Origin of the sequence: Gordonia otitidis NBRC 100426 (genome assembly GCF_000248075.1) — a bacterium.
GTDB classification, from domain to species: domain Bacteria; phylum Actinomycetota; class Actinomycetes; order Mycobacteriales; family Mycobacteriaceae; genus Gordonia; species Gordonia otitidis.
The window spans coordinates 1-4,209 of sequence record NZ_BAFB01000209.1 but is presented as its reverse complement, the minus strand read 5'-3'; the positions used below and the strand labels follow the sequence as shown (position 1 = coordinate 4,209).

The following is a 4,209-nucleotide window of genomic DNA, read 5'->3' as shown; positions in this document are numbered from 1 at the left end:
CCGTCTTATCTGTAGTTAGAGAGAATATCGACGGTTTAGATGCGTGTTGAGCTGGGATTATACCTATGTGGACATGTATCCTATTAGGTATGCAGTTGTCAGAGAATCTTCCGACACACCGGCGTGGCGGCGTGACTGATGTAGCAAAGTGGGGGGAATATTTCCCGCATGCCGCTACACGACAACCCGCAAGAACTGATCGAGCAGTTGGTGGTGCAGCACTCGCAGGTGCTGTCCGAGCTGCACGGGGATCTGATCGCCCGTCTGGGCGAGGTCGACGACAGATTCGTGGACCAGGACGACACCCCTCGACGAATCTCGGTCTCGGCCATATTGCTGGAGACTGTGCTGATGTCGCGGCGCCGTCGCCAGAGCGAGGAGTCGACGCTGCAATGCAAGGGCAGCAACGGGTTCAGTATCTTGCTGTACGACGGACGGGGCACCGAGATACGAGTGCGGCGTCATCCGACGGGTCCGGACGGCGAGTTGCTGCCGCTGTCGACCTACCAGCCAGGCGGGATGCAGATGAGCTTCGACGACGAGCTGGGGGCGCCGATCGTCGACGAGTCGTTCGAGGGGCCTATCGCCCCTTCGGGCTATCGATTGTATGTGTTGTGGTGGCCGGGAAGTCTGGCACTGGGTGGAGCGGTCCTGGCGGCGGGCGTGTTGACCAAGTACGACGAGATTCTTTATGCGACAACACCGTTGCCTTCGCCGGTGATGGAAGAGCGGACGACGTCGACAGGCATGGCCGGTGCAGTCGCAGGGAGTGTGCCGACGATCGCAGCGGCGCTGACGACGCCACCTCGTCGCCGCCGGTCCGACGAGGATTTCGCCGACGTGTCGGGTGCCGACGAGCACACCGGTTCGGCGGATCCGTCGTAGGCATCGGGCAAGGTGGTAGGCGCACGAATGGCCCCCAAGCTGATGTTGTTGAATCGAGCGCACAATGATCGAGATTTTTGGGGCCCGGGTACGGCAAGCGCGTGTGTTGCGGCGGTTAACGGCAACGTCGTTTGCCGACTTGATGGGCTGGACGAATGTTCGTCAGGCGAAGCTGGAGAAGTCGTCGGTGATGCTGTTCACCGATGATGAGGTGGAGTCTATGGCGAGGATATTGCGTTTCCCGACAGCATTTTTCGGTTCTGAGCCGCGTACTCGGGTGGCGACATCGGATTTGTTGTTCAGGGCTCCGAAGTCGATGACGAAAAGCGAGCAGGAGTCTTTGGCTGTGTTCGCGTCGCTGACGGGCGACTTCCTCGAGGACCTGGACGCGCAGGCGAAGTTGCCGCCGGTGCGGCTGCCGTCGGTTGGTTCTCGCGGCGAGCAGATGCCGGTAGCGCTGGCCGCAGCTGCGGTACGCGATGTGATGGGCCTCGATCGCCACGAGGAGATCGATGACCTGATGTACGAAGTTGAGCGTATTGGCGCACCGATTGTTGTACGTCGACGCATGGCCGGCGAGTGGGAGAGCGACTTCGCGGCGACGTCCTCGCGCACCGAACGTCATCAGGGATACTCGACGTGGGTGGGTCAGCACCGGGATCGGCCGTTGCTGGTGTTGCGGGAATCGGAGTCGTGGGAACGTACTCGGTTCACCGTCGCGCACGAGTTGGGACACCTGGTTCTGCACTCAGGACGCTCGTGTGACGTGGGTTCCGAGCAAGAGCAGGAAGCGAATCGTTTCGCTACGGAGTTTCTCGCGCCACGGGAAGCGATCGCTGCGGAGTTACCGAAAGCGATGTCGCTGCTGAACCTCAAGCCGCTCAAGGACAAGTGGGGATTGTCGCTGGGTGCGTTGATCCGTCACCTCAACGACACCGGGTTGATCGACTCGAAGCGGGCCGACATGCTCAACCGGCAGATGCGTACTCGGAAGAATCCGGCGACCGGGCATTCGTGGAGTATGACCGAGCCTGGGTGGGATGAGCGTGTCGTGGAGCGGCCGCGGCTAATCTCGAAGTGGGTGGAACGCTGCTACGGGACGGTGTCGGTACCGATGCTCGCCGCACGCGACGCGAACGTGTTGGCTCCCGATGTGTTGGAGTGGTTGCTCGCGCTGCAGCGATCAGCGCCACCGTCACGACCCGTGCACTCCAGGCAGTCGATGTTGGTTGCCGAACCGTATGATCCGGAGTTCACGCCTCTTGCCCCGATCACCGATCTGGATTTGTGGCGCGACCGCCATGCCTGACAGTTCAGGGGTGTGATGGCGGTGGCGAAGGTCCAGCGAATGGTGTTGCCGGACGGGAAGGTGTCCTACACCGTGGTCGGTTCGAATCGCCTCACGATCACCGAGGCCCGCGAGTATCTGCGGTTCCTCGTTGAGGCTGGCGCATCGCCGAACACAGTGAAAAGTTACGCCTACGGGCTGGCCGCGTGGTGGACGGTGCTCGATCACACCGGTCACAAGTTCGACGACTTTCCGACCACGTTGTTCGGTAGCTACCTGTCCTACCTGCGTACCGGTGATCTACCCGGAACCACACGCATCGGCACACCCGATGAGTCGCGCGGGATGGCAGCGGCGTCACTGCAGCGCCGTGGTGCGGCGGTGTTGTCGATGTACAAGTACTTCGCCGACGCCCACGACCTGCTCACCCCGTACCGTCGGCTGTTCTCCTCACATGCCCGTGCCGCCCGGCGTAATCCGTACGCAGGGTTCTTGACCGGTATCGGGCCGCGCCGACAACACGAGCAACCTATCTACCGGCGTAGGTCACCCAACCGCACGGAGACACCGGTGTTGTTGCCGCAGCAGGTGATAACGATCCTTGATTCGTGCTCGACCCAACAGTCCGGGACGTGGACAGGTAGCGCGGCCGGACTACGGGATCGTCTGTTCTTCGCGGTGTTAGCCGAGACGGGCATGCGGATGGGTGAGGCATTGAGTTTGCGCCATCACGACTTCCACATCAGTGGTGGTGGCACACCGTATGTGCAGATCGTCGACCGCGGCGACCATCCACATGGGATGCGTGCGAAGTCGGGTGGTCGTCGCATCTTCATCGGTGACGACCTCGTCGGGATCTACAGCGAGTTCGTGTGGCAACTCGTTGCGCAAGGCGCTGATGTGGTGGTCGACGACCTGTCGACCCATTTCGTATTCGTCAACCTCGTGCGCGGTGAGAAGTATGCGGCGATGCGCCCGGAAACGGTGTACGACAAGGTCGATGCCATCAAGGCCACCCATTCGGACTTGCCCGCCGAGTGGACACCGCACTGGTTTCGCCACACCCACGCAACCGCATTGCTGCTCAGCGGCGCTCCGCCGCATGTGGTGATGCGCAGGCTTGGCCACGCCGATGTGCAAACAACGCTGTCGATCTACGGGTGGGTGACCGAGGACGCAGAGATGCGGTCGGTCGGGCAGTGGAAGAGCTATGTCGCCGGGTGGAAAGGCCTTCATGAGCAACATCAGTGACCGTCGCCGCGCAGCGACGTCACACCAGCCCTCTGCAGTCGAGATTTCCACGAACTGGACGCGTGAATGGGCGCGGGTGCCCGAAGCCTGGCGCACGCTGATCATTCGGGTCGACGCCCGCGAGGACCTGGTCGCGTTGTTCGTACAGAACTACCGATTCCGCGGCCGCACCATCGATTTCACACCCACAGGTGTGCCCGAGCGCATCGTGCAGGAGGTGATGTGGTGGTTGTGGCTGTGCGGGCGGGAAGGTATCCGCAAGATTGAGCCGTCGACGTTGAAGTGGTGCTCACGCACTCTGACGACGGCGGTCGCCGGTTTCCGCCGCGACCACGGCCGTGATCCCGACAGCATCACCGACATGGAGGTGGGTGCGCTGCTGCGGGTGGCGTTGAAGGGGTTCGAGCAGCGCAACGGACGGCTACCCTCGACCTACTCCCGCCGCAACATCACCTATCTGGTCGAGTCGATGCACCTCTATCTGTCGGTGCGGTGCACTGACAAATCGTGGTGGCAACACGACATCTGGGATTTACGCGCCGATGCCCGTATCCCCGTCCGCGAACATGAACCGTTCCACGACCACAATGTCGTGCTCAGCGACATCGAACCCGGATGGTTGAGAGAGGGCGTCAGATTCTGGTTGAGTACCTGCCTGACCGGTGAACTGCTGCGATGGACATCGCTGAGTGATCGCGCCCGAGGGATGGCGCGGCACCTGGGTCCGTTCCTTACATCTAAGGCGATCACCAGTCCGGTGATCAGCTCCGACCGGGCAGTGCTGC

The 4,209-nt window shown here is 61.9% G+C and carries 3 protein-coding genes and 1 pseudogene; all 4 read left to right on the top strand.

The features are described 5' to 3' along the window. Positions 1-168 precede the first annotated feature (168 nt). Positions 169-885 (top strand): hypothetical protein, encoded by a 717-nt coding sequence (locus GOOTI_RS20520; RefSeq protein WP_007240528.1) that lies wholly within the window; start codon positions 169-171, stop codon positions 883-885. A gap of 316 nt (positions 886-1,201) precedes the next feature. Further along, positions 1,202-2,194, top strand: a complete 993-nt coding sequence (locus GOOTI_RS20515; RefSeq protein WP_169315840.1) for an ImmA/IrrE family metallo-endopeptidase — start codon at positions 1,202-1,204, stop codon at positions 2,192-2,194. A 15-nt stretch (positions 2,195-2,209) separates the two neighbouring features. Next, positions 2,210-3,424, top strand: a complete 1,215-nt coding sequence (locus tag GOOTI_RS20510; RefSeq protein WP_007240526.1) for a tyrosine-type recombinase/integrase — start codon at positions 2,210-2,212, stop codon at positions 3,422-3,424. Then, positions 3,408-4,209, top strand: a pseudogene (locus GOOTI_RS20505) (tyrosine-type recombinase/integrase); the annotation flags it as partial. The gene GOOTI_RS20510 and the pseudogene GOOTI_RS20505, both read left to right, overlap by 17 nt.